Consider the following 22,429-nt stretch of genomic DNA (forward strand, 5'->3'; position numbering starts at 1 on the left):
CGGGCGGCAGACTGACAATCACAACTGTGAGGCCCGGTCTTTGCGTCTGCCGCTGCGTCTACTGGCTGCCATCACCGTGTTGCTGCTCCAGTTCCTGCCCGTAGCGGCGGCCTGGGCCGTCGGAGCCAGCGCCTATCCCGCTCTGCCCCAGCAGCACCTGATCGATCCCGCCGAGCTGTTCAGCAGGGCCACGGCGGTGGAGCTGGAACGCCGGCTCAAGGAGCTGCAGGCCGATCACATCGAAGCCCGCCTGGTCACGGTGCAGCGCCTCGACTACGGCCTCGATCTCGAGACCCTCGGCCAGCAATTGATCGACCGCTGGTCCACCGCTTCCAGCGACGACTCCTCCCAGCTGATCCTGCTGATCGATTCTCAGACGAACACTGCCGCCGTGGTGGCCAGTGACACCCTGCTGGACCAGCTTCCTGAATCCCTGCTGCGCAACACCGCCGATCGCACCATGGCGATTCCAATCCGGTTGGGATCACGCTACCGACAGGCCTCACTCGATGCCCTCGACCGCATCACGGCCGTGCTGGCAGGCGGCGAAGACCCTGGCCCGCCGCTGGAGCAGGTGATCGTGCCAGTGGAGTCGAACATCCCCACCCAGGAGGAAACGGCCTCCAGCAATGGTTTCACCTGGATCGTCGTGCTGTTGGTGGTGGGCACGGTGGTGCCGATGCTCACCTGGTGGGTTTTCTCCCGCTGAGCACCCATGGGTCTGAACGACTGGATGGGAACCTTCGGGAAGGCCCGCACCAAGGATCTGCGCAGCAATCTGGAGCGCGCCTATGAGGCCGCCCTGCTGATCCAGAACATTGAGCTCGAATACTTCAACGACCGCCCTGTGCGGCCGGAGCTTGAGCTGAGCATGCCGGCGTCGGTGCAGGCGCAGATGATGCGGCGGTTTCGCAGTTCACTGGAGCTGTGCCGGCAGGTGGTGGAGGAACTCCAGCCCCGCCGCCACGAACTCGATCCCCAGGAGCTGCGGCAGTTCCAGCTGATTGAAACAGTCGAGGGGCGCTACTCCAACCGCAAGCCGCTCTCCACCCTCACCCGCTCGCCGGAGTTGTTGCCCCGCAGCCTGATGGGGTTGATGGAGAAGGTGCGCCGCCAGCTGGATCCCCAGGCGGAGGCCACCGTGGTGGCTGGCTTTCGCCGGCGCCGCGATTCCACGCTGGTGTCGCTGCGCATCCTGCTGCTGCTGGTGCTGGTGCCGCTGCTGATGCAGCAGGCCAGCCGCACCTTCGTGATTTCGCCCTTGGTGGATCGCTTCGCGCCCGACGTGCCCTTCCTCACTTACCCCAAGCCGCAGCTTGAAGAGGCGGCTGTGGAGAAGCTGCGTGTGTACAAAGCGGAGCTGGAATTCGATGCCCTGCTCAAGGGCGAAGACCTCCCCGATCCGGCGGCGATGCACAAGGCCCTGGCCAGCCGCGCCGCCGAACTGAAGGAAGAAGCGGATGGACAGAGCACCCTGGCGATCAAGAACGTGCTCTCCGATGCCTTCGGGCTGCTCAGTTTCGGGCTGGTCTGCCTGCTGGCCCGTGAGGACATCCGGGTGCTGCGCGGCTTTCTGGACGAACAAGTGTATGGCCTGAGCGACAGTGCCAAGGCCTTTGCAATCATTCTTTTTACCGACATCTTCGTGGGATTTCACAGCCCGGAAGGCTGGACTGTGTTGCTCGATGGTGTAGCCACCCACCTGGGACTACCGGTGAGAGAGAACTTCGTGATGCTCTTCATCGCCACCTTCCCGGTGATTCTGGCCACGATCTTCAAGTATTGGATTTTCCGCTATCTCAACCGTGTGTCCCCATCTTCTGTGGCCACGCTGCGCAACATGAATGGCGGGGGCTGACGCCATGCTCACCCTGGTGACCGGTCCGAGCCGGAGCGGCAAGAGCCGCTGGGCCGAGCACCTGGCCCTGCATTCGGGCCGGCCGGTCACCTACATCGCCACCGGCCCCCGCCTCGAGGACGATGCCAACTGGAGCGAGCGGCTGGCCCTGCACCGCCGCCGCCGGCCGGCCGACTGGCCTACCTGGGAGGTGGAAGGGCAGCTCAGCGCCGCGCTGGAGCGGGCGCCCGCTGAGCGACTGCTGCTGATCGACTCGCTCGGCACCTGGCTGGCGCACCACCTCGAACTGGACACAGGCGCCTGGGAGCAGGAACAGCAGCATCTGCTGTCGGCGTTGCAGCGTTGCCGCGCCGCCGCGCTGATCGTGTCTGAGGAGACTGGCTGGGGTGTGGTGCCCCCCACGGCGATCGGCGGGCGCTTCCGGGATCGGCTCGGGGCGCTGCAGCAAGAGCTGCTGCCCCGCTGCAACGAGGCCTGGCTGGTGGTGCACGGGCGGGCGATCGATCTGCTGCGGCTGAGCAGGCCGGTGCCGGAGCTCTGAGCCATGCCGCGCGTGGTGCTGTTTGAGCCGGAGATCCCGCCGAACACCGGCAATGTGGCGCGCACCTGTGCGGCCACCGGCTGCGAGCTTCACCTGATCGAACCGCTGGGCTTCCAGATCGATGACCGGCAGCTGAAGCGGGCGGGCCTGGACTATTGGCCCTGGGTGCAGCTGCACCGCCACGCCAACCTGGTGAGCTTCGAGCAGCACCGCCGCAGGTGCGGTGGGCGCCTGGTGGCCTTCAGCAGCCAGGTGGACCAGCCCTACACCTCCTTCGCCTTCCGAGACGACGACTGGCTGCTGCATGGGCGTGAATCGAGCGGCCTGCCGCCGGATGTGCTGGCCGCCGCCGATGCCAGGCTCACCGTGCCGATGCCGGGCTCGGTGCGCAGCGGTGGTGGGGTGCGCAGCCTCAACCTCTCCGTGGCCGCCGCCGTGGTGTTGTTTGAGGCCATTCGCCAGTTGGGGACAGGGATCTCCAGCACCGCCAGGGACGCTTGAACCCCGTTCGCTCCGGCCTTCAGGTTGTCTAAAGGAGTTCAGGCCGCTACTGTCGGCGCGACCCGGGGGGTGGCGGCTTCTCCACCGGGTTTTGTCCAATGGGTGAATTTGCATGAAGCCTTCGCAACTGATCCTGCCTCTGATGGGAGCCCTCCCGGTTCTCTCTCTGGTGGCTGCTGCGGCCATCCCTGGCATCGCCGACTCCCGCTCCAGCGGGGTTGATGAGCTGTCTGCCGGCTTCGGGGATGCTCTGGGGCTGACGGCCGAACCCAAAGCGGTCCAGCAGCTCGCCTCGCTCCCCAAGGCCAGCGACAGGGTGTGGATCCAGGTGCGCGCAGAGGTCACCCTGGATGAGCTCGCTCAGCAGCTGCGCATCCAGGAAACGCCCCTGGCCCGCATGAATGATGTGACCGAAGACCACAGGTTCAGCCAGGGCGACTGGCTGGTGATCCCTGGACGGGACACCAACCGGGCCCGCAGCGTGGCCGCCCTCGATCCCGAGCAGATCCGGCGCTCCGCCCCGCTCTCCGAGCTGCCACCCCTGGAATCCACCGGAGTGGTGCGCTTCGGCGACAGCCTGATGAAGCTCGCCAAGCGCTACAACCTCACGATTCAGGAGCTGCTGCGGCTGAACCCCGGCCTAGAGGCCGCCCGGCTCGTGGCCGGTACCCAGGTGCGGCTGGCCCGTTCCGCCCCCGGCCGCACCCGGATGGTGCTCGGGCTCAATCCCGTGGGCAGCGGCGGGCTCAGCTGGCCGGATCTCCCCTCCTTCGGTGGCCGTCCAGAGGTGGAGCAAGGCCCCACCCAGGGCGACGCCACCTGGATCTGGCCCACCAGAGGGGTGTTCAGCTCCGGCTTCGGCTGGCGCTGGGGGCGCATGCACAAAGGCGTCGACATCGCCAACAACGTCGGCACGCCGATTGTGGCCGCCCGCTCCGGCCAGGTGGTCTTTGCCGGCTGGCATGACGGGGGCTACGGCTACCTGGTGGAGATCCAGCACAGCGACGGCAGCAAGTCGCTCTATGCCCACAACAGCCGCCTGATGGTGAGAGTCGGCCAGATGGTGGGCCAGGGAACCGTGATCAGCTCGATGGGCAGCACCGGACGCAGCACCGGGCCTCACCTCCACTTCGAGATCCATCCTCCCGGCCGTGGTGCCGTGAATCCCCTGGAGTTCCTCCCCGGCCGCGCCTGAGACGCGCCGCACGGGAGGCGTCGGGCCGTCGTTTAAGCTCTCCACACAAGGCTCGGTAGCTCAGCTGGTTAGAGCGTGGGATTCATAACCCCAAGGTCGGGAGTTCAAGTCTCCCCCGAGCCATTGCCCTGAAAATCGATCCAACCCAGTGGTAGATCCGGTGGCACTTCAATTCTTTGACATTGATGGTTTGACATCCTTGTCACCTCAATGGGTTGACAGCTGACGTTGGCGAGACTTTGTTGGCGCCTGAAGCTGGCGAGCTCTGCTGAGCGCTCTGCACGGCTCGGCCAATGACTCAATCCCGGCCCTGCGTGCCGGGGCGTGCGAATCAGCCAGCACTCAAGTTGGGTCCGCATGAAAACGGGATGGGTCCCATCCGGGGTTGGTTCCATCCGCGGTGGATTGACTGTGGGGTGCGTTCAATCCGCGGGGGATCAATGTTGGGTGGGTTCCATGCGGGGTGAACGTGATCGTCTCTCTCGCTTCCTGAATCAACCTGCCGCTTTCTGACTCAGCGTCTCGCTTTCTGATTCAGGCTCTCGCTATCTGAGTCACCATCGCGCATCGCCGCGTGATCTCAGCGCATTTCGATGGCGTTCAGGCGCTCACGAAAGCTGGGGGCGGAATTGGCTGAAGCGGCTCCGTAATCCGAGGTGGTGTTCGCAGCCTCGCTGGCGCCACCACGGGCACCGGAGCGCCTTGAGGAGGATGAGGAACCACGGCCACGGCGTGCCGGGCTGCCATCGGCCTGGGGACGCTGAATCGGGTGGGAGACGATTTCGCTGCGCAGCTGGCTGAGCAGACGGAAATGCCCGGTGGCGTTGTACTTGCGAAGCAGGACGGGATCCCAGGACATCAGGGCAGGCAAAAGAAAAGGACCACCGAAACCGGGTGCGCTCCAGGCTGGCGTTCGGTGCTGCGGACAGGAGCTGACGAAGCAGCCTGCCACCTCACCTGCCTACCGCGCCAACGACCCCATTCAGGCATGCAGCCAGTGTTTTATGACAAAAGTTCTTGACCCGCTGCGCTTGGCCGGCAAGGGCTGCCCTGATCCGTCTGGCTGAGGCCCCTGCTGATCGGCTGCGAGCGCCGCTGATCCGCGCCACGGCCGCTGCAGACAGACAGCGCTGGATACAGTGATAGAGACGGCAGGAACATCGCGGCACACCTCCTATCGCAGCTGCAATCTCCGGCTTCCGGCGTGATGCTGTCGCCGGCGGCCATAGCCTCCCCAACCTTCCCGTCCCTGAGCATCTCTCCGCCATGACGATCAACGCCTCCCTGCGCGTGGGTCAGCAGGCGCCCGACTTCACCGCCACCGCCGTGGTGGACCAGGACTTCAGCGAAATCCAGCTGTCGCAGTACCGCGGCCGGTATGTGGTGCTGTTTTTCTATCCGCTCGATTTCACCTTCGTCTGCCCCACGGAGGTGACAGCCTTCAGCGATCGGCACGCAGAGTTCGCCGCACTTGGCGCTGAGGTGCTGGGCGTCTCAGTCGACAGCCAGTACAGCCACCTGGCCTGGATCCAGACCTCGCGCCAGGACGGTGGTGTCGGCGAAATCGCCTATCCGCTGGTGGCCGATCTCAGGAAGGAGATCGCCCGCGCCTACGGCGTGCTCGACGAGGAGGTCGGTGTGGCGCTGCGGGGCCTGTTCCTGATCGATCCGGACGGCATCGTTCAGCACGCCACCATCAACAATCTCTCGGTGGGTCGCAGCGTGGAGGAAACCCTGCGCGTGCTCAAGGCCTTCCAGCACGTGCAGGGGCATCCCGGTGAGGTGTGCCCCGCCAACTGGATGCCGGGCGCTGCGACCATGAAGCCCGACCCGGTCGGCAGCAAGGAGTACTTCGCCGCCCACGGCTGAGCTACCCCCTGCCACCGCCTTGGCGGTCAGCCCAGCAGCGAGGCCAGCAGGCGGGTGCCGTCTGTGCCGCCGGTGATCGGGTCGCAGGCCCGCTCCGGGTGGGGCATCAGACCCAGCACATTGCCTTGGGCGTTGCAGAGGCCGGCGACATTCCCCACCGAACCGTTGGGGTTGGCGGCGTAACGCAGCACCACCCGGCCTTCCCCCTCCAGCTCCGCCAGCGTGTCAGCGTCGGCCTGGAAGCAACCTTCGCCGTGGGCGATCGGCAGGCTGATCTGCTCACCTTCGCTGTAGTGGCGCAGCCACTGGGAGGCGCCCGGGTGCACCGTGAGCGGAGCCGCTTCACAGAGAAAGTGCAGCTGGCGGTTGCGCGTGAGCGCTCCGGGCAACAGGCCCATTTCTGTGAGCACCTGGAAGCCGTTGCAGATGCCCAGCACCGGGCCGCCACGGGCCGCGAAGCTGGCCAGTTCGCTCAACAGCGGCGAGACATGGGCAATGGCGCCGCAACGGAGATAGTCGCCATAGCTGAACCCGCCGGGCAGCACCACCGCATCGATGCCCTCCAGGCTCGACTCCTCGTGCCAGAGGAAGCGGGTGGGAATGCCGAGGCATCCTTCCGCCGCCCAGCGCACATCCCGATCGCAGTTCGAACCGGGAAACACCACCACTCCGATCGTCATGACCCGGCGCCCTCCACGGGCTTGAGCTGCTCGAGGCACCAGTTCTCGATCACCGGATTGGCCAGCAGGCGATCGCTGAGCCGCTCGATCGTGCTGCGCGCGGCGTCGAGATCCGGCGCATCGAGTTCCACCTCCATCGCCTTGCCAATGCGCAGACGCGTGATGCCATCGACGCCGAGCCGCTGGGCGGCGGCTCTGGTGGCTTCTCCTGCCGGATCGAGAACCGATGGTCTCAGGGAGACCAGCACACGGGCTTGAAAGCGGGGCACCGGCAGGGATGTCGTTTGTTAAATCTTGGCAGCTTGCCTCCCCCTCGGGACCAGCGCCGAAGCATGGTCAAAACAGAGGTGGGCGTTGGAAGCGATGCAAGCGACAGGCGCCAGCCAACCCTGCCTGGGAGCCCGGCTGGCCCGGGCGGGGATGGTGGCGGTGTTGATCGCGATGGCAGGCACCGCTCTGCTTGCTCCGGCCCTGGCACAGGTGCAGCGGGTGCCCCTGCGCTGCCGGCTGGCCGATGGCCCCTGGCTTCCCTGCGTGATGACGGTGGAAGCGGTGGGTGAGCGCTGGAGGTTGCGCTTCGACAACACACAGCTGAGCTTCCGCCACGATGGCAAGGGTGTGGTGGAGATGCAGCGACCAGCCGGCAGCTGGGAGACGGTGAAGGCCCGCTGGAGCGAGGATCAGGCCCTCTGCTGGGACGGCATCTGTGCCCAGGGGGACATCCCCCTGGACTGAACCGACCATCGGATTTAGTCGGCTGGAAGATTTGGTCGGCTGGAAGTGGATGGCACACCTGGGAAGGCTGTGAATGGATCACAGACAAGCCGCCATCGAATGGATCGCAGGCAGGCCGCCTGAGCTTGGCTGCGAGCCTGCTCAGGCGGCCTGCCTGCGTCGGGTGCCTTCGATCGCCTGCAGCAGCAAGCTGCGCTCGACACGCAGCCCGAGCGCCACCAGCTCAAGCCGACCCTCGTGGGGGCTGCCAGGGGAGCCAATCTCCCTGGGTGCGGGGGCTATCGGGCCTGCGGGGGCTGCCCTCTGTGCGTCGTGGTCCTCGTACCAGCAATCGAGCCGCGGACCAACCGCCTGGATCTGCAGAGGCCGTCGTTTGCCGGGCTGAATCAGCCAGCCCTTGAGGCGCAGCAGGGCCTGGTGCTGGATCTGCTCCAGGAGCGTGGCTTCAAGGGCCTCACGATCGAAGGAGCCAGCGAGCTGAATCGCCACCGATTGCATGGGCACGTGGGTGTGGTCGTGATGCTCGTGGTCGTGATGACCGTGATCGTGGTCGTGATGGTGGTCGTGGGAGGCCTCGCCATGGGGGCCAGGAGCCGGCGCGACGGCTGGGCGATCCAGGCCCAGCAGCAGCTCGGGCGGCACCTGACCGCGCTGCATTGGCAACACCTGGGCGCCGGGGCGGCAGGAGGCCTGAAGGCGCCCGCGCACCCGGTCCAGCTCTGCAGGCGTGAGGCGGTCGCCGCGGCTCACCAGCACCAGATCAGCCGCCCGCAACTGGTCCTCGAACAACTCCTCCAGGTCGGAGAGATGATCAAGGCTGGGGTCGGCAGCCCGCTGCCGCTCAAGCGCGGCGGGGTCGGCCACCACACTGCCGCCGGCCAGCGCTTCACCATCCACCACCGTCACCACGCCGTTGACGCGGGTGCGGGTGCGGATGTCGGGCCACTTGAAGGCCTGCACCAGGGGCTCGGGCAGCGCCAGGCCGCTGGTTTCCACCACGATGCCGTCAAGACGATCAGCGGACGCCAGCAGCTTCTGCATCGTCGGCAGAAAATCGTCCTGGACGGTGCAGCAGAGGCAGCCATTGGCGAGCTCCACCAGCCGGCCATCGAGCTCCTCCTCCGGGCAGAAGCCGCAGCTGCGCAGCAGGTCACCGTCGATGCCGACTTCGCCGAATTCATTCACCAGCACCGCCAGGCGCAGACCGCTGGTGGTGAGCAGATGGCGCAGCAAGGTGGTTTTGCCCGCGCCGAGGAAGCCCGTCACCACGGTGACGGGGAGACGCCGTTGCATGGAGGCTGTCATCTCAGGGCACCAACGCGGACCAGGCGAACGTGGAGCCCACGCCGATCAGCACGCCGGCCGCCAGCATCAACCGCGCCGGAGCGAGGCCCGCGCGCCAGCGCTGCACCAACGTGAGCGCCAGCCACAGCAGGGCGCCCTGGCTGATCAGCAGGCCCAGCAGATACCAAACCACGGAGGCGGGCTGCCAGCCGCTCACGGCATCACTGAGCACATAGCCGTGCAGGGCGAAAGCGGGCAGCAGGGTCCAGACAGGCAACCGTTGGATCACCACCAGCCCCACCACCACCAGCGACAACGCCACCAGCGCTTCGGCGCCAGGCAGGGCGGGCAGCAGCAGGCCAAGGCCGGTGGCCGTAAGCCCCACGGCAAGCAGAGCGAGCACCCAGCGCAGGCGCTGCACCAGGCCCACCAGGCCGAGCGCCAGCAGAAACAGCAGGTGATCCGGACCCAGCAGCGGATGACCGATGCCGCTGAGCAGACCCGCCAGCGGGCCCTCCTTCAGGGCGAAGGTTTCCATCAGGTGGTGGGCAGCTGCGGGGGTGGCCAGCAGTGGCACGAGCAGCAGCGGCACGACCAGGAGTGGCGCGAGCTGCAGGGCGCCAGACAACAGCAGAGGGCTGGCTGGCTGGGCCGCACGACGGCCTGGGCCAGCAGCCCGGGGTTGAAGAAACATGGCTCGACCGGTCCTCGCCGGAACTGGATGGGTTGAAACGCCGGCGGGTGTTCTGACTGGCCCTGCCACGAGGACTCGCGGAACAGGCTTCACAGTTGCGGGACAGCGCCGGAATTGCACCGGACTTTCCCCCTTGCCTCCAAGGGATGGATCCCCTGGAACCGGCGAGCCAATCTACCGGCAGCCGAGGCTTTCAACCGTGCTGACGCCGGTGCGGGGATTGACGCCTGCGGCCCTGGCGCAGAGGGCTTTCTGCTGGGTCAGATCGAGCACGGCGTCGCTGAAATCGGCCCCCTCGATCGTGGCCCCGGTGAAGCGGCTCTGCATGAGCATGGCGTTGCGGAGCACCGCACCGCTGAGGTCGGCGTTGTCGAAGCGGGTGGCGAAGGCCACGGCGTCTTCGAGGTCGGCGCCGCTGAGATTGCTGCCCTGCAGATCGCTGGAATTGAACACGGCACCGCGCAGGTTGGTGTCACTGAGGTCGAAGCCCTGCATCGACGCCTTCAGAAACTCCTGCTGCTGCAGGTTGCGGCCATGCATAGCGGGCTGCAGATCCTTCAGCGCCCGCTGGCCGCGCAGCTCCGGTGCCGTGATCGCCAGGGCCGGCGCCAGGGGGCCCACCAGACCCAGCCAGGCGACCGTGACCACCAGCAGGGCAAGCAGGGAGCTGAGCCAACCGGGGCGAGTGAAGGGGGGCAAGAACACACGTACCGTGGGCCCTCAAGTTATGGCAGCCACGGCCGCGGCGCGATCGACATGAGCATGTCCCTGCGGGTGGTGGTGCCGCCCCATCCCCTGATCGGTCACTGGTTGACCCTGCTGCGTGATCAGGACACGCCCCCCTCTCTGTTCGGCACCGCCATGGCCGAGCTGGGCCGCTGGCTCACCTATGAAGCCGTGCGCGACTGGCTGCCCCATCAGCGGGTGACGGTGCAGACACCGCTGGCCAGCACCGAAGGCAGCGTGGTGGACGGCAGCGTGCCCCTGCTGGCGGTGCCGATCCTGCGGGCGGGCCTGGGGCTGTGGCAGGGGGCCCAGGCCGTGCTGCCCACGGCCCGGGTCGCCCACGTCGGCCTGCGCCGCAATGAAGCTGATGCCAGGGCCTCCTGGTACTACGACGCGCTGCCCGAAACAATCGGCCCCCAGGTGGGGGTGCTGGTGTTCGATCCGATGGTGGCCACCGCCGGCAGCCTGGTGCAGGTGCTGGAACGGCTCGAGAGCAAAGGGGTGAGCGGTGACCGGCTGCGGGTGATCACGGCCCTGGCGGCCCGGCCCGGGCTCAACACCCTGGGGCAGCGCTTCCCCCACCTCACCCTCTACACCGCCTGCATCGACGCTGACCTGGATGCCGACTTCCGCATCGTCCCGGGCCTCGGCGATGCCGGTGATCGTCTGTTCGGCACCCCGGCGGCGGCCATTCCCTGATGCCTGCAGCAGGCGCGGCTCCAGCCCTCCTCTGTCGTGCTCGGCCAGACCGTGGCGCCCAGGCCCAGACCTAGGCTCACGGGCCATTGCTCCCCTGGCATGGGACTGGCTGTCGCCGCTTCACCGCCCCCGGCCCGTGCCCTCGGGCAGGAAGGTTCGCGTTCGTTGAGCGGCACCGTGCAGGTGCCGGGCGATAAGTCGATCTCCCACCGCGCGCTGCTGTTCGGGGCAATCGCCACCGGCGAAACCCGCATCGATGGCCTGCTGCCTGCGGAGGATCCGCTCAGCACCGCCGCCTGCCTGCGCGCCATGGGGGTGACCATCAGCCCGATCGCGGCAGGGCAGCCGGTGATCGTGCAGGGGGTGGGCCTCGAAGGCCTGCGGGAACCCGACGACGTGCTGGATTGCGGCAATTCCGGCACCACCATGCGGCTGATCATGGGGCTGCTGGCGGGACGCAGCGGCTGCCACTTCGTGCTGAACGGCGATGCGTCCCTGCGCCAGCGGCCGATGGGAAGGGTGGCCGAACCGCTGGCCGCCATGGGCGCCCAGATCCGCGGCCGCGCCGGCGGCAAGCTGGCGCCGCTCTCGATCCAGGGAAGCGCGCTGCATGGGGCCTTGCTGGGCACCCCGATCGCCTCGGCCCAGGTGAAGTCGGCGATCCTGCTGGCGGGTCTCACCGCCACCGGTCCCACCAGCGTGATCGAACCGGCCCGCTCCCGCGATCACAGCGAGCGGATGCTGCGTGGCTTCGGCGCCGACATCGAGATCGGCGGCGACTCCGGCCGGCACGTGCGGCTGACGCCGGGCCGGGAGCTGGTGGGGCAGCCGGTGGAAGTGCCGGGCGACATCAGCTCGGCGGCCTTCTGGCTGGTGGCCGGGGCGATCACCCCAGGCGCCGACCTGACCGTGCGCAACGTGGGCCTCAACCCCACCCGCACGGGGGTGCTGGAGGTGCTCGAAGCCATGGGCGCCCGCATCGAGCGGCTGGAGCAGCGCCTGGTGGCGGGCGAGCCGGTGGGGGATCTGCGGGTGCGCTATGGGCCGTTGCAGGCCTTTGACATCGGCGGCGAGCTGATTCCGCGCCTGGTGGATGAAATCCCTGTGCTGGTGGTGGCCGCCTGCCGGGCCGAGGGCACCAGCCGGATCCGGGAAGCAGCTGAGCTGCGCGTCAAGGAAACCGATCGGCTCGCCGTGATGTGCCGCCAGCTGGGCGCGATGGGGGCACGGCTGGTGGAGCACCCCGACGGGCTCGACATCACCGGAGGGGTGGAGCTGCACGGCGCCGAGGTGGACAGCGAAACCGACCACCGGGTGGCGATGAGCCTGGCGGTGGCGGCCCAGGTGGCCATCGGTCCCACGCGGCTGCACCGCAGCGAAGCTGCGGCGGTGTCGTACCCCGGCTTCTGGGACGATCTGGCACGTCTGCAGGCCTGAAGCCCACCGGCGAAAGGGCAGCGGGGCGCCGGATAGATTCCCGCCAATTGCCGCCCCCCGCATGCTTGCCGTTGCCGTTCTGGCCGCCGGGAAGGGAACCCGCATGCGCAGCGACCTTCCCAAGGTGCTGCAGCCGCTGGCCGGTGCCACGCTGGTGGAGCGGGTGCTCCGCTGCTGCGACAGCCTCGAACCCGATCGGCGCCTGCTGATCGTGGGGCACCAGGCCGAGCGTGTGGAGGCGTCGCTGGCGGCCCACCACGGGCTGGAGTTCGTGCTGCAGCAGCCGCAGAACGGCACCGGCCATGCCGTGCAGCAGCTGCTGGAGCCGCTGCAGGGCTTCACGGGTGATCTGCTGGTGCTCAATGGAGACGTGCCGCTGCTGCGTCCGCAAACGCTGCGCCAGCTGCTCGACAGCCACCGGCGCGGTGGCGCCGCCGTGACCCTGCTGACAGCCCGGCTGGAGGATCCGAGCGGCTACGGCCGGGTGTTCGCGGACGAGGATGCACAGGTGAGCGCGATCGTGGAACACCGCGACTGCAATGCCGCCCAGCGGGACAACCCGCTCGTGAACGCCGGCATCTACTGCTTCGACTGGAGCCGCCTGGCGGCGGTGCTGCCCCAGCTCTCCAGCGACAACGACCAGGGCGAGCTCTACCTGACCGACACCGTGGCCCTGCTCGGCTCCGCCCAGCACCTGGAGGTGGAGGACAGCGCCGAGACCAACGGCATCAACGACCGCCTGCAGCTGGCCCAGTGCGAGCAGGTGCTGCAGGAGCGGCTGCGGCGGCACTGGATGGTGGAGGGTGTCACCTTCATCGATCCGGCCAGCTGCACGCTCAGCGACGCCACCCGCTTCGGGCGCGACGTGGTGGTGGAGCCTCAGACCCACCTGCGCGGCGCCTGCCGGATCGGCGATGGCTGCCGGCTCGGGCCAGGCTCCCTGCTGGAGAACGCCACACTCGGCAACGGAGTGGAGGTGCTGCTTTCGGTGGTACGCGAGGCCAGCGTCGCTGATGGCTGCGCCATCGGGCCCTACGCCCAGCTGCGGCCCGGTACCGAGTTGGCGGCGGGCTGCCGGGTGGGGAACTTCGTGGAGATCAAGCAGAGCAGGCTGGGCGCCGGCTGCAAAGTGAACCACCTCAGCTACATCGGCGATGCGGAGCTGGGCGAGAACGTGAATGTGGGAGCCGGCACGATCACCGCCAACTACGACGGCGTGCGCAAGCACCGCACCGTGATCGGCGCCGGCAGCAAAACCGGTGCCAATTCCGTGTTGGTGGCCCCGATCCGCCTGGGTGAGGGCGTCACCGTGGGGGCCGGCTCCACCCTTACCCGCGATGTTCCCGCCGGCTCCCTGGCTCTGGGCCGGGCCCGCCAGCTGGTGCGCGAGAACTGGCCGGGGCCTCAGGCCGGCGCCACGCCGGCGGCGCCGGGCAGCTGAGCCGCCAGCAGCGGGATCGCCCGCTCCAGGGCCACGCCACGGCTGGCCTTGAGCAGCAACTGATCGCCCGGTTGCAGCCACCCCAGCAGCGCCTCGGCCGCCTCAGCCGGGCTCTGCACGCGAGCCAGCCGCGGCAGGCCACTGGCCGCTTCCTGCATGGCGGCGCCGATGGCACCACCATCCACGATCACCAGCCCATCCAGCTGCAGATCCGCGGCACGGCGTGCCACGGCGCGGTGGAGCGCCTCGCTCTGCTCGCCCAACTCCAGCATCGTGCCGAGAGCAGCAAAGCGGCGTCCCGGCTGGGCCGCCAGCAGATCGAGGGCCGCCAGCACCGCTTCGGGGGAGGCGTTGTAGGTCTCGTCGAGCACCTGTACAGCGCCGAGCTGCAGACGGCGGCTGCGGCCACCGGGCACCTCCACCCGGAGGACCTGCAGCTGATCGGCCCGCACGCCGAGCTCCAGTGCCACCGCCAGGGCAAGCAGCAGGTTGCGGGCATTGTGGCGCCCGGGCAGGGGCAGCGGCACCCGAAACTCCGTTGGAGAAGGGTCTGTGGAAGCCTCGCCAGTGGAAGCTCCCTCAGCTGAAGCAACAGGAGCAGGAGCAGGAGCGGGAGCGGCAGTGCTTGCAGCGGCGCCGGGGCCGGCAAGCAGCTGCAGCCAGGCGCCGCCGGCCGCGCCGGGATCCCCCTCGATCTGGCCGAGCAGGTCAGGGGCTGGCACGTGCGGGCCCACGGCGACGTCATCGCCTGTGAGCGCCACGCGGCGCACCCGCCCGCTCCACACGGCGCCCAGCGCCTGCTCGAGCAGAGGATCGCCGGCGGGAATCACCACCAGACCGGCCGGGCTGAGCGAGGCTGTGATCTCACACTTGGCCTGGGCAATGGCTTCACGGCTGCCGAGCCGGCCGATGTGGGCCGTGCCGATGTTGGTGATCACCACCACATCGGGCAGCGCACAGCGGGAGAGCCGCTCGATCTCCCCCAGACCGCGCATGCCCATTTCCACCACCACGGCCGCCTCACTGGGGCTGGCCTTGAGCAGGGTGAGCGGCACGCCCACATCGTTGTTCTCATTGCCGCTGGTGGCCAGCACCGGCCCCAGCGGCGCCAGCACGGCGCGCACCAGTTCGCGGGTGGTGGTCTTGCCAGCGGAACCCGTCACGGCGATCAACGGTGCCGCCAGCGTCTGGCGCCAGGCCCGTGCCAGCTGCTGGTAGGCCAGCTGGGTGTCGTCCACGAGCCAGGCGGGCAGGGAGGCAGGGCGCTCCGCGGCACGCGTGCGCGCGATCAGTGCCGCCAGGGCGCCGGCTTCGGCCGCCTGGGAGAGGAACCGGTGGCCATCGTGCTGTTCACCCGTGAGCGGCACAAACAGATCACCCGGCTGCAGACGCCGGCTATCGGTGCAGACGCGGGGCAGCGGCACAGCGGGATCGAGGGCCGGACCGATGGGGTCGCCCCAGAGCGCCACGAGTTGCTCCAGCCGCATCCGCTCAGCCCCCAGCCTGGTGATCGAGAAGGATCATGCCCCCTCCCACCCAGGCAGGCCGGCCGAGCAGCAGCCCGTCGCCATCGCTGAGCTCCAGGTTGTCGTAGCCAAGGGCGCGGGCCCGCTCCAGCCAGAGGTTCGCCTGCTGCTGGCGCTCCTGAGCGTTGAGCCGATCGAGCCTGACGTCCAGCTCCAGTTCCAGAGTGCCGCTGGCGGGATGGGGGCGGGCAACGCGGATCAGCTGCTGCGGGTCAAGGTCGGCCAACAGCTCCAGCAGCGGTTCGATCGCCGGCGGGGAGGGTTCGCTCAGGGCCGAATCAGGCGGGGCGGCCCCAGGCGGCGCAGATGACGGCGCAGGTGACGGCGCAGAAGGCGGCCGCGACGGCGGCGGCGCTGGCGACGGCGAAGGGGTGCCGGCGGAGCGTGCTCTCGTGGAGGGTGTGGCTGGTGAAGGAGTGGCAGGGGATCGCGCTCCCCGCCGCTCCCCTGCCGGCTCAGAGGCGACGGTCCGGGAGCTCGGGGAGTCTGTTGAGCCAGCGGCCGGGGAATGCGGGAGGCCGGGAGCCTGGCCGGGACTGCCGGCGGAGGTGATGGGCGGCTGCAAAGGGGCCGCTACGGGGGCAGCAGGGGGAACCGCACGGGGCGCCAGCGCCCTAAGCCCCACCACAACGCCCGTCAGCCCCAGCAATGCCAGCAGGAGCAACAGCGGCCAGAACAGCGGCGCCAGCGCGCGTGGCCAGAAGCCGGGCACGATCAGATCGGCCTGGCGGTTGCGACGCCACAGTTCCTGCGCCTTCAGGCGCAGGCTGGCGAGCACGGCGATCAGATCCCGGCCGAGGGCACTCCAGGGGCTGGTGTAGAGCGCAGGGAGCTGGGAGCGGCCGGGGTCCGGGTCCGTCATGGGCCAGGTTCAGAAGCAGACGGTGGGATCAGGGCGGATCCGCACGGATCAAGGCAGCTCTACCCGCTCAGCTGTTGCCGCGCCGCAGCAGGGCCGAGAACGGGTTGCGCGACACCGCCGGGGTGGGCCGGGGCGCGACCGGGGGACGCTCCGGGAGGGCCGCACCGTCGGCGAGAGCCGGGTCGGCCTCCTGACCCAACGAGAATTGCTCGACAGCCTCGCGGTTCGGCGAGGGCTCCTTGACGCCCTTCACTTCGCGGTACATCGCGTCGTATTCCAGGGCGGAGCGGGTCCAGCTGTGATCGGCGCGCATGGCGCGCTGCTGCAGTTCCTGCCAGCTGGCGGTGTGCCGATAGGCCTCCCACGAGCGCACGATCGCCGTGTAGAAATCGATCGCTTCATAGCGATCGAAGCAGAAGCCGGTGCCGGTGTGAGTGGCTGGCACGTGGGCCGGCACGGTGTCCACCAGGCCGCCCACCTTGCGCACAACCGGAATGCAGCCGTAGCGCATCGCCAGCAGCTGGCTGATGCCGCACGGCTCGAAGCGGCTGGGCATCAGGAAGGCATCGGCGCCGGCATAGATCAGGCGGGAGAGGGCGTCGTCGTAGGTGAGAAACACCGCGAACCGGCCGGGATGGGCCAGGGCCATCTGCCAGAGCCCCGCCTCGTAGTTGCGATCACCGGTACCCAGCACCACGATCTGGCTGTCGGTGTAAGCGAGCACGCGATCGGCCACCTGCAGCAGCAGGTCCACCCCCTTCTGATCCACCAGGCGGCTCACCATGCCCATCACGTAGGTGTCAGGGTCCACCCGGAGGCCCATGCGTTCCTGCAGCATCCGCTTGTTGGTCGCCCGCGGTGCCAGGTCGTCGGCGCTGAACGTGGCAGGCAGGGTCTTGTCGGTGGCGGGATTCCAGTCGGCGATATCAATGCCGTTGAGGATGCCGCGCAGCTTGCCGCTGATGTAGTTGAGCAGGCCATCGAGGCGCTCGCCATATTCGGGCGTGCGGATCTCCATCGCGTAGGTGGGAGACACCGCATTCACCCGATCGGCGTAGAGCAGGGCCGCCGCCATCGTGTGATCCCCCTGCATGTACCAGGGGCACCAGGTCATGCGGTCGAGCTTCCAGCGCCAGGGGCCCTGATAGCGCAGGTTGTGGATGGTGAAGACCGTGCTGATCTCCGGGTCCTGATGCATCCACACCGGAATCATGCCGGTGTGCCAGTCGTGGCAGTGCAGCACATCCGGCTTCCAGTGGTTCCAGGCGAACTCGGAGATGGCGTTGGCAAAAAAGGTGAACCGCCAGTCCTCGTCGTCACCGCCGTAGATGCGCTCCGGGTCGAACACCGGATGCCCCACCAGATACAGCGGCAGGCCATTGGTGGGATGGGTGGTGGCATAGATCGCAAACTCCGTGCCCATCGCCCAGCCCCGCCAGATCGGCTCACTGGGAATCGACAGCTGGCTCCAGAGCCGGCCGTAACCAGGAAGAATCAGACGCACGTCGTGGCCGAGTGCGGCAAGGGCCGGGGGAAGCGATCCCACCACATCCCCCATGCCGCCCACCTTCACCATCGGAGCACATTCGGCGGCGGCGAACAGCACACGCATCAGAAGATCCGGTCGGCAGGGCCGAACTCTACGGGGGCTGCCTGACGGGTCTGGCTGATCGGGCTGCCTGAAGGGCCTGCCTGTGTGACCCCGAGGGCATCGGGCTCAGGGCAGCACCGTGACCGAGGTGCCCACCTCCACCAGCTCGAACAGCTCCTGCACGCTTTCGTCGTGAAGGCGCACGCAGCCGTGGGACACGGCCCGGCCCACGGTCCAACGGTGTGGGGTGCCGTGAAAGCCGGTCATCAGACAACCCTGCAGATCCAGCACCTGATCACCGCTGAAGCCGCGGCGGCCCGCACAATCTTTCTGGAAGCCGATCCAGCGGCTGCCGAGCGGGTTAGCGGGCCCCGGGCCGATGCGGGTGCCTTTGGCCGGGTGCTCCCACACCGGATTCTTGTGCATGTTCAACACCTCGAAGCGACCCAGCGGGGTTTCCCAGCCCGGCATGCCCACCGCCACGGGATAGGTGCGGATCAGCTCGCCCGCCTCCAGCACCAGCAGGCGCCGCTGGCGGCGTTGCAGCACCAGATGGCGATCGGGCCGCTGCACCAGTGCCACGGGCACCCCCGCCAGCAGGCTTTGGCTGGAGGAGGCCCTGCTCGACGCAGCCGGGGCCGCAAGAGCCGCCGGAGACGGCAACGAGATGGCCGGCAACAGCAAGGCGGCGGCCAGCAGCAACCCGGCGGCGGGCCGCCAGCGCGACTGGGGCAGGGAGGCGGAGCGGCGGTCCGGATCCACGGTCGGAAGGGCGGACGGCGTGGGCAGGCTCTGCAGGCTAGCCAGCGCAAGGGCCCCGGGGCCTTCCAGGAGTGATGGCCACGCAGAAGGTCAAGCTACGTTGACGCTGGCGATCCGAACGGTGAGGACGGTTGCATCGCATCGCTTCCCTGACGTCTGCTGCTCTGTTCATGGGTCTGGAGATCACGGCTGCATCGCTCGGCTCCCCTGAGCACCACCCCGGAGTTCTCTACAGCTACAAGGACAACACAGTGCCGGCCACCTGCTCGAGGAGTTTCTGGTTGCTGCACAAGAGTAAGAAAGTCTGGTTCAGGTTGGATGACAAGCTCAGGGAGCTGCCCCTGGAGACAGCCTTTTACTACCGAGGCCGGAGGATTCTCTACAGCGGTGATCTGGGGAGTCTTCCGAAGGAGAGCCGGAGGTCACTGGAAGCCACCAGCATCATCTGGGGCCAGCACCTGGCCAATGGTTGGGGGCGGGGACCGGAGGGAACCAATTACTACCTTCACCTCTGGACGCGGTGGTCGATCTTTCAACCTGCCCGATGCCATCCTGAGTCCTTCAGCATGACCCACCGGCCCCTGCATCCGTCGTCAGGGCGTGGCTCAGGCACAGGACATTGATGCCGTCGTCCGCCCTGCAGTAGCTGATCGTCCAGCCATACTCCTTCTGAAGCTTCAGAAACATCACCAGCCCCCAATGGGCCTCCCTGGCCAGGGGGTCCGAACCACTGGCGGCGATCTCGGCTTCCACCCTGACCAGTGCCGACGCCAGATCAAAGGCTTCGCCGTGGTCGACAATCCGAAGGCGCACCAGGCGGCTGCTCCGCTGCAGCGCGAGCTGCACCCGTGGTGGCGACACCAGGTGGGCATGGGCATGGCGCACGGCGTTGGTGAACCCTTCCACAAGAGCCAGCTGGGCCTGCATCCAGACATCGGCGGGCACGTCGGGGTGGCCCAGTCCCTCGAACCAGCTGAGGACAAGCTCAAGCTGATTGAGATCACTGCTGACCGCAAGCTGCCCATCCGGCACGAAATCTGCCGCCATGGGCAGACTCATGCTGCCCCCGAATCCTTGCTGAGCAGCACAAGGAATGTTCTGGCGATCAGTCGGAGGTCGTAGCCCAGACTCCAGTTCTGCTGGTAGCGGAGGTCGAGCTTGATCACATCTTCGAAATCACGGATGGAAGAGCGGCCATTCACCTGCCATTCCCCACTCAGCCCGGGGCGCACATCAAACCGCTGCCAGCTGGGAATGGCGTAGCGACGCACCTCATCCGGGGTGGCTGGCCGCGTTCCGATCAGGCTCATGTCGCCGATCAGCACGTTCCAGAACTGGGGCAGTTCATCGAGGCTGGTCTTGCGCAGGATGCGGCCCACTTTGGTGATCCTGGGGTCATTGTCATTCTTGAAGAAAGCGCCCTTGGCCTGGTTCGCCACACTGCCTTTGAGGGTCTCGGCATCGCTCACCATCGAGCGGAACTTCCAGATGCGGAAATGACGGCCCATCCAGCCGCAGCGCACCTGACTGAACAGAATGGGCCCCGGGCTGTCCAGGCGGATGGCCACGGCCAGGGGCAGGAACAGCAGCGCCGTGATCCCCAGGCCGATGAGTGCGCCACAGATGTCCATGAACCGCTTGATCCCGGAGCGCACCGAAGGGTGGGTGAGGGGGGGGCGCTGGTCCTCAACGTGGGAGAGCTGGGGGAGCAGGCCCTCGGAGTGGGCTGCCATCGGCAACAGCTTCTCCAGCCCTGTCAGCTGCAGGGCCAGGAACACCTGCCGGTGCAGGCTCCAGGCGCAGAGGGGAACAGCCCGCTCCTGGACGGCCTTGATGGCGCCGACCAGGGCACCGATGCCGCTGCTGTCGATGCTGGCCGTCCTGCCGAAATCCAGGATCACTTCGCGCAGGTCCTCCACCTCCTCAAGCCAGCCGCAGAAACCGGCGCGGAAAGCCACGGCCTCAGTGACGGTCAGCCGTGGGGGCAGCTGGAGAATCAGCACCCCGTTCTGAACGGTTCTGACCACAGTCGCGTCGGGAGAAGGGTGAGCCGTCATACCGGAGAAAAGTGGCTCTGCAGACTGCGACACAGGGACTGGGCGGAGCTATCGGTCACGTCGCTGATCGAGGTCTTGAAAGGCGCCAGAAGAAAGCGAACCAGATCGCCCGGGCTCCAGGCGATCGGCACCCCCATTTCCGTCAGTGCCAGGGCGAGTTCCACCTGATGATCATCCACATGCTCCTGATAACGCACACTGCGGGGAACAAGAATGAAAGGCTGCTGCATCTCATCGAGCAACAGCACCGTGCCCTCTCCGCAGTGGGCAATCACCACCCGGGCCCTCTGCACGAGGGCCCGAAACGACTCCTCCTTCAACAGCCGATACACGGTGGTGCCACTGGGGAGAAACGTACAGGTGCCGTATTGAACGACGATCTCTTCATCGATGAGCTCTTGTTGGATCAGCAGCTCCACCCACTGCATCAGCCGATTGAAGGGGAACTGCTCTGTTCCGACACTAACGAGAATCATGATCCGAGCTTGCCCTGGACAAGTTCGGCCCGGGGATAACGACGCTGCAGCTGGGGCCAGTGCACATAGAGGATGTCCAGGAAGGGTCGCACCAGCCGCGCCGACAGGCTGAGCGTCTCAATGCGGGTCACGGACTCGATGAACACGGTCTTGCATCGAAACAGCTTACCGAGAAGAAGAAAGGGAACAGCCACACCGGCGCCGGTGGAAAGAATCACGTCTGGCTGCTCTCTGCGGATCACCTGCAACGCCAGCCCCAGGTTGCGCAGCAGATTCGGCAGGTTGCGATTCGTGGGGCTGTGGGCCCAGAGCACCTGTTCATCGGCCAGGGCGGTTTCCGTCGTGGGCGTTCGAAACGTGACCCAGAGATGGGGATGGCGCCCCCAGAAATCGGCCAGCTGCTGCAGCGCCTTGAAATGCCCCCCTGAAGAGCAGACCAGCAGGATCTTCATCGGCTCAGTTCCCCACGCATGCGCCGCTGCTGACTGGCCCCCGTGGAGCGCAGCATCAGACCCTCCAGCCAGCGATAGGGAGCCTCCGGCAACAGCCGCAGCAGGTAGGCGGCCAGCAGCGTGATCAAGGTACGTCGCGGTTCCTCGAGCAGCACCCTCCAGTCGGTGGCCAGGGATTGGTGCAGCAGACGCACGGCCAGGGCGCCGTCCCGCTGGCGGGTGGCCCGGCGGGCCAGGTAGCGCAGCTGATAGGCGCGGGCCCTGGAGCCCCATTGGGCGACGAAATCGGGGTGGGTGGCTTGGGTCTTGAGCAGAACCCGCTCCCAGGAGGCGTACTGCTTCATCAGATTGGCCGAGAGTCCGCCGTCGCTGATGCGGTAAAGCGTCAGTGCCTCGGGGATTCCCTCGATCCGCCAATGGGTCTGCAGCGCAATCCGCAGCCAGCACTCAATATCTTCGGACTGTCGAAAGGTGTCGTCAAAGAAGAAGTCTTCCACTTCGCCATAGAGATTCGCCTCAAAGCGAATGGCATCAAAGACGTCTCGGCGGATCACCACAGCTGAGCCATTGCCGATCGGATTGCGGCAGAAGACGATCTCCGGCGTGATGCCCTGCAGCCTCGGCATCTGGTAGATCCCGATCGGCCTGGAGTTCTCATCGATGAATCCGGAGCGGGAAAAGCTGACACCCACCTCCGGCCGCGCTTGCAGATGAGCCACATGCCGCTCCACCTTGGTGGGAAGCCACAGATCGTCGCTGTCCAGAAATCCGAGGAACTCCCCTTTGGCCTGCCGGATGCCTGTGTTCCGCGCCCCGGCCAGGCCCCGGTTCTGCTGATGCACCACCCGAACGCGCCCGTCCCCATACCCCTGGCAGATCGCCACCCCGTCATCGGTGGAGCCATCGTTCACCACCAGGATCTCCAGGTTGGAGTAGGTCTGGCTGAGAACGGATTCCAGGCTTTCCCTCACCGTGGCGGCGGAGTTGTAGAGCGGCATCACCACTGAGACCAGAGGGGATTGGCTCATGTCAGTGCGCTCACA

The 22,429-nt window shown here is 67.4% G+C and carries 25 protein-coding genes, 1 tRNA gene and 1 riboswitch; of the genes, 11 read left to right on the forward strand and 15 right to left on the reverse strand.

The features are described 5' to 3' along the window. Positions 1–40 precede the first annotated feature (40 nt). The 6 genes from psb32 (at position 41) to KBY86_RS00530 (ending at position 4,218) form a co-directional block, all read left to right on the forward strand. The gene (psb32, locus tag KBY86_RS00505; RefSeq protein ID WP_094512866.1) at positions 41–709 is read left to right on the forward strand and encodes a photosystem II repair protein Psb32; all 669 of its coding nucleotides are present in this window, start codon (positions 41–43) and stop codon (positions 707–709) included. 6 nt (positions 710–715) lie between these two features. Next, on the forward strand, positions 716–1,858 hold the full coding sequence (gene pxcA / locus KBY86_RS00510) for a proton extrusion protein PcxA (RefSeq protein WP_255139747.1): 1,143 nt from the start codon (positions 716–718) through the stop codon (positions 1,856–1,858). Further along, positions 1,845–2,399, forward strand: coding sequence for a bifunctional adenosylcobinamide kinase/adenosylcobinamide-phosphate guanylyltransferase (gene cobU, locus KBY86_RS00515; protein WP_255139749.1), 555 nt, complete (start codon positions 1,845–1,847; stop codon positions 2,397–2,399). Before pxcA ends, cobU begins: the two co-directional genes overlap by 14 nt. Before the next feature lie 3 nt (positions 2,400–2,402). Next, a complete protein-coding gene (locus tag KBY86_RS00520) occupies positions 2,403–2,900 on the forward strand; it encodes a tRNA (cytidine(34)-2'-O)-methyltransferase (protein ID WP_094512869.1) in 498 nt (165 codons plus the stop codon). A gap of 142 nt (positions 2,901–3,042) precedes the next feature. Beyond that, positions 3,043–4,095: a M23 family metallopeptidase gene (locus KBY86_RS00525; protein WP_233132971.1), complete on the forward strand. Its 1,053-nt coding sequence runs from the start codon at positions 3,043–3,045 to the stop codon at positions 4,093–4,095. Between the two features lie 49 nt (positions 4,096–4,144). Continuing rightward, positions 4,145–4,218: transfer RNA gene (locus KBY86_RS00530), tRNA-Met, on the forward strand. 457 nt (positions 4,219–4,675) lie between these two features. Here KBY86_RS00530 and KBY86_RS00535 read toward each other — a convergent pair. Beyond that, positions 4,676–4,954, reverse strand: coding sequence for a hypothetical protein (locus KBY86_RS00535; RefSeq protein ID WP_144037006.1), 279 nt, complete (start codon positions 4,952–4,954; stop codon positions 4,676–4,678). 407 nt (positions 4,955–5,361) lie between these two features. On the opposite strand from KBY86_RS00535, the gene KBY86_RS00540 reads away from it, so the two are divergent. Then, a complete protein-coding gene (locus KBY86_RS00540; RefSeq protein WP_255139750.1) occupies positions 5,362–5,964 on the forward strand; it encodes a peroxiredoxin in 603 nt (200 codons plus the stop codon). Positions 5,965–5,990: 26 nt separating this feature from the next. On the opposite strand, the gene purQ is transcribed toward KBY86_RS00540, so the two are convergent. Beyond that, positions 5,991–6,644, reverse strand: coding sequence for a phosphoribosylformylglycinamidine synthase subunit PurQ (gene purQ, locus KBY86_RS00545; RefSeq protein ID WP_255139751.1), 654 nt, complete (start codon positions 6,642–6,644; stop codon positions 5,991–5,993). After that, positions 6,641–6,913, reverse strand: a complete 273-nt coding sequence (gene purS, locus KBY86_RS00550) for a phosphoribosylformylglycinamidine synthase subunit PurS (protein WP_094512874.1) — start codon at positions 6,911–6,913, stop codon at positions 6,641–6,643. Before purS ends, purQ begins: the two co-directional genes overlap by 4 nt. Before the next feature lie 94 nt (positions 6,914–7,007). Here purS and KBY86_RS00555 point away from each other — a divergent pair, with 94 nt between their 5' ends. Then, complete coding sequence (locus KBY86_RS00555; RefSeq protein ID WP_255100871.1) at positions 7,008–7,379, forward strand: hypothetical protein; 372 nt, start codon at positions 7,008–7,010, stop codon at positions 7,377–7,379. A 141-nt stretch (positions 7,380–7,520) separates the two neighbouring features. Here the strand turns inward: KBY86_RS00555 and cobW are convergent, their stop codons facing one another. From cobW to KBY86_RS00570, 3 genes are all read right to left on the reverse strand, one after another. Then, on the reverse strand, positions 7,521–8,684 hold the full coding sequence (gene cobW, locus KBY86_RS00560; protein ID WP_255139752.1) for a cobalamin biosynthesis protein CobW: 1,164 nt from the start codon (positions 8,682–8,684) through the stop codon (positions 7,521–7,523). Position 8,685: 1 nt separating this feature from the next. Next, positions 8,686–9,291: a HupE/UreJ family protein gene (locus KBY86_RS00565; RefSeq protein ID WP_255100869.1), complete on the reverse strand. Its 606-nt coding sequence runs from the start codon at positions 9,289–9,291 to the stop codon at positions 8,686–8,688. 90 nt (positions 9,292–9,381) lie between these two features. Then, positions 9,382–9,538, reverse strand: a riboswitch (cobalamin riboswitch). Next, positions 9,532–10,062, reverse strand: coding sequence for a pentapeptide repeat-containing protein (locus KBY86_RS00570; RefSeq protein ID WP_369803028.1), 531 nt, complete (start codon positions 10,060–10,062; stop codon positions 9,532–9,534). It overlaps the preceding riboswitch by 7 nt. 51 nt (positions 10,063–10,113) lie before the next feature. On the opposite strand from KBY86_RS00570, the gene upp reads away from it, so the two are divergent. From upp to glmU, 3 genes are all read left to right on the forward strand, one after another. Next, on the forward strand, positions 10,114–10,782 hold the full coding sequence (upp, locus tag KBY86_RS00575) for a uracil phosphoribosyltransferase (protein ID WP_255100868.1): 669 nt from the start codon (positions 10,114–10,116) through the stop codon (positions 10,780–10,782). A 99-nt stretch (positions 10,783–10,881) separates the two neighbouring features. Next, the gene (gene aroA / locus KBY86_RS00580; RefSeq protein WP_255139753.1) at positions 10,882–12,219 is read left to right on the forward strand and encodes a 3-phosphoshikimate 1-carboxyvinyltransferase; all 1,338 of its coding nucleotides are present in this window, start codon (positions 10,882–10,884) and stop codon (positions 12,217–12,219) included. A 61-nt stretch (positions 12,220–12,280) separates the two neighbouring features. Beyond that, on the forward strand, positions 12,281–13,660 hold the full coding sequence (gene glmU, locus KBY86_RS00585) for a bifunctional UDP-N-acetylglucosamine diphosphorylase/glucosamine-1-phosphate N-acetyltransferase GlmU (RefSeq protein ID WP_255139755.1): 1,380 nt from the start codon (positions 12,281–12,283) through the stop codon (positions 13,658–13,660). On the opposite strand, the gene murF is transcribed toward glmU, so the two are convergent. From murF to KBY86_RS00630, 9 genes are all read right to left on the reverse strand, one after another. After that, positions 13,624–15,147: a UDP-N-acetylmuramoyl-tripeptide--D-alanyl-D-alanine ligase gene (gene murF, locus KBY86_RS00590; protein ID WP_255139756.1), complete on the reverse strand. Its 1,524-nt coding sequence runs from the start codon at positions 15,145–15,147 to the stop codon at positions 13,624–13,626. The genes glmU and murF overlap by 37 nt on opposite strands. Before the next feature lie 4 nt (positions 15,148–15,151). Next, complete coding sequence (locus KBY86_RS00595; RefSeq protein ID WP_255139758.1) at positions 15,152–16,048, reverse strand: hypothetical protein; 897 nt, start codon at positions 16,046–16,048, stop codon at positions 15,152–15,154. Positions 16,049–16,115: 67 nt separating this feature from the next. Next, the gene (gene glgA, locus KBY86_RS00600) at positions 16,116–17,660 is read right to left on the reverse strand and encodes a glycogen synthase GlgA (protein WP_255139759.1); all 1,545 of its coding nucleotides are present in this window, start codon (positions 17,658–17,660) and stop codon (positions 16,116–16,118) included. Positions 17,661–17,765: 105 nt separating this feature from the next. Then, entirely contained in the window at positions 17,766–18,401 is a 636-nt protein-coding gene (locus KBY86_RS00605) for a L,D-transpeptidase (RefSeq protein WP_399220886.1), read from the reverse strand. Between the two features lie 561 nt (positions 18,402–18,962). Then, positions 18,963–19,460, reverse strand: coding sequence for an ATP-binding protein (locus KBY86_RS00610; protein WP_255139760.1), 498 nt, complete (start codon positions 19,458–19,460; stop codon positions 18,963–18,965). Then, on the reverse strand, positions 19,457–20,458 hold the full coding sequence (locus KBY86_RS00615; protein WP_255139761.1) for a sugar transferase: 1,002 nt from the start codon (positions 20,456–20,458) through the stop codon (positions 19,457–19,459). The genes KBY86_RS00610 and KBY86_RS00615 overlap by 4 nt, the downstream gene beginning before the upstream one ends. Then, positions 20,455–20,934, reverse strand: coding sequence for a glycosyltransferase (locus KBY86_RS00620; protein WP_255139762.1), 480 nt, complete (start codon positions 20,932–20,934; stop codon positions 20,455–20,457). Before KBY86_RS00620 ends, KBY86_RS00615 begins: the two co-directional genes overlap by 4 nt. Further along, on the reverse strand, positions 20,931–21,386 hold the full coding sequence (gene pssD / locus KBY86_RS00625) for a PssD/Cps14F family polysaccharide biosynthesis glycosyltransferase (protein WP_094512885.1): 456 nt from the start codon (positions 21,384–21,386) through the stop codon (positions 20,931–20,933). The genes KBY86_RS00620 and pssD overlap by 4 nt, the downstream gene beginning before the upstream one ends. After that, positions 21,383–22,414 (reverse strand): glycosyltransferase family 2 protein, encoded by a 1,032-nt coding sequence (locus tag KBY86_RS00630; protein WP_255139763.1) that lies wholly within the window; start codon positions 22,412–22,414, stop codon positions 21,383–21,385. Before KBY86_RS00630 ends, pssD begins: the two co-directional genes overlap by 4 nt. Positions 22,415–22,429: the final 15 nt, after the last annotated feature.

The organism is Synechococcus sp. Lug-A (assembly GCF_024345655.1).
Taxonomy (GTDB): domain Bacteria; phylum Cyanobacteriota; class Cyanobacteriia; order PCC-6307; family Cyanobiaceae; genus MW101C3.